Annotated in this window: 2 protein-coding genes; one reads left to right on the top strand and one right to left on the bottom strand. The window is 65.1% G+C overall.

All coding sequences use genetic code 11. The features are described from left to right. Positions 1-431: 431 nt before the first annotated feature. Positions 432-1,679: an HNH endonuclease signature motif containing protein gene (locus OU416_RS40155; RefSeq protein WP_270932346.1), complete on the bottom strand. Its 1,248-nt coding sequence runs from the start codon at positions 1,677-1,679 to the stop codon at positions 432-434. Between OU416_RS40155 and OU416_RS40150 the strand changes: the two genes are divergently transcribed. After that, positions 1,669-2,085, top strand: a complete 417-nt coding sequence (locus OU416_RS40150; RefSeq protein WP_270932347.1) for a hypothetical protein — start codon at positions 1,669-1,671, stop codon at positions 2,083-2,085. The genes OU416_RS40155 and OU416_RS40150 overlap by 11 nt on opposite strands. Positions 2,086-2,185 lie beyond the last annotated feature (100 nt).

The raw sequence follows: 2,185 nt of genomic DNA, 5'->3' as shown, positions 1-2,185 counted from the left end.
ATTTTCGGGTTCGTTGTGGTTGGTTCCGTGCATTGGTGCTTTCCGTTCTTCTGGTCTTTGGCTTTCGGCTCGGTGGGATCGGTTCGCTTCGTCTCGCCTTGGCTGGGTCGTGGGGGCTGTGGCTCCGTTCGGTGGTCCGATGAGGCGGTCCGGTGGTTCGGCGGTCCGGTGGTTCGGTGGTTCGGTGGTTCGGTCGTCGGGCGGTTCGGTGGGTAGTGGGCTTTGGTTGGTGGGGTAGCGATTCTTGATGGATGGGGCTAGGGGCTTTCGGTGGGTGGGTGGTGGGCTTCTTTGGTGGTTGGAGTCCTGGGTTGGAGCTGGTTCCTGGGTTTGGTTCGGGGGGCTGGGTTTGGTCGCCTGGTGGTGCGGGTACTGGTTGGGTTCGCGGGTTTGGTTGGGGCGTTGTTTTCGTCGGGTTTCGGATTTGGGCGTCATGGAGTGCCCTCCGGGGTTCGTGGGGTGGGGATGAGGCCCCGGAGGTTTTCCCGGTAGGCGGCGGGTCTGGCTTTGCCGCCGGGTTTCGGTTTTCTTGATCCGTCCACACTGGATGGTGGGGTGAACATCGGGCGGCCTTGGTGCAGGGTGATCGTCCAGTGCTGGTCGTGGACCCTTCGGTGGTGGTGCGGGCAGAGCATCACCATGTTGTTGAGCTCGGTGGGGCCGCCGTCGATCCAGTGCTTGATGTGGTGCGCCTGCGGGGTGCCCGGGGGACGGTCGCAGTCCGGGAACGCGCAGACTCCGTCGCGTTGGAGCAGTGCGGCGCGGATGTGGGCGGGGGCGGTGCGCTGGGTGGTTCCCACGTCGAGGGGGAGGCTGTCGCCGTTGAGGACCATCGGGAGGACCTCGCAGTCGCAGGCGATCCGGCGGACGTTCTCGGCGGTGATGGACTGCTCGGTGGCGGTCAGGGTGCCGGGCGTGCCGTTCGTCAGGCGCTGCTTGAGGTCGTCGAAGTCGATGGTGATGGTCAGGTGGGGCCGCTGGCCGCCGGTGCGCGGCATCTGGTCGGAGTCGAGGACCACGTCGACCATCGCCGCGAATCCGTCGGCGTTGCGCTGTCCGACCGTGCGGGGGTCCTTCTCGCCGTCGGTCTCCGGGCGCGGTGCGGCCAGGGGGCGGAGGGCTTCCACGAACTTCGCCCCGGTCTCGCGGTCCAGGCGCGCTTTGATGACCAGCATGCCGTCGCGGGCGGTCGCGTAGTGCAGTTCGCGAGCCTCGTGCTGGGCGCGTTCTTCCTGCAGCGCTCCGTCCTCGTCGAGCGTGTAAGTGATCCGCTCGGCCAGCTTCGCCAGGTCGCGCGGGCACATTCGGCGTGCGTTCGCCGCGAGCAGTGCCTCGACCTCGCCAACCCGGTGCTTGGCGGACTCGGGCAGGGCGCGGACGCACCTCCTGATGATCGTCGCGTGTTCGAGGCCCAAGGCTCCTTCGGACAAGGTCTGCGCGGTGGCGGGAAGTTCGGTTGCCGAGGCACCGTTGTCGTCCGGCGGAGTGGTCACGTCAGCGGCGACCTGGACGCGCGACTTGGCCTCCCGGGAGTCGATGCGGAGCAGGTTTTGCAGCCATGCCTGGGTGGACCGCGCGCTCTGCTCGGCGAACAAGCGGCGCCGGTCGGCCTCGGCGATGAGTTCCAGCTGCTCCATCCTCGCCTGCCTGATGGCACGCTCGATCTCCGTGATCCGCACGGCAAGTTCGGTGTCGGTGTACGAAGTCGCCCGAGATGACTCCGCCCACGACTCGACGACCGCGGCCCCAGGCCCGGTCGTGGCCGCAACAATCCCGGCTTCTGCGCCGGGAGTCGCGGTGAAGGTGGTCATCAGCGGTGTCATGGCTCAATTATCTCAACAGTCGAACTGGATTTCGATCGAATTACTGTCGCACGATCAGGTGATCAACGAGCTGAAAATAAGCACTGAAGGCGAAAGTTCTTCCTGTGTCGTGGTTTCCGTAAACCCTATGGGTGCTGTCGAGTCGTCGGCAACAGAGTTTCCCTGCCGCTATTCGAAATCTATTCAGATTCCGCCGCGACCCCGAACGCCGCAGCAGAATCGGAATATTTCTGCGGAAAAGATGTCTCACCGCACCAGCTGAAACGTCCTGCAGCGCAATGAGAACCAGCCGCAACCCGCCGCCCCACCCGATGCGCGCACGATCCCTCACGTCACAACGACCAACAACGGAACCGAAATCA

The organism is Saccharopolyspora indica (assembly GCF_027853965.1).
GTDB lineage: Bacteria > Actinomycetota > Actinomycetes > Mycobacteriales > Pseudonocardiaceae > Saccharopolyspora > Saccharopolyspora indica.
This window is presented reverse-complemented; position numbering and strand designations above follow the sequence as displayed.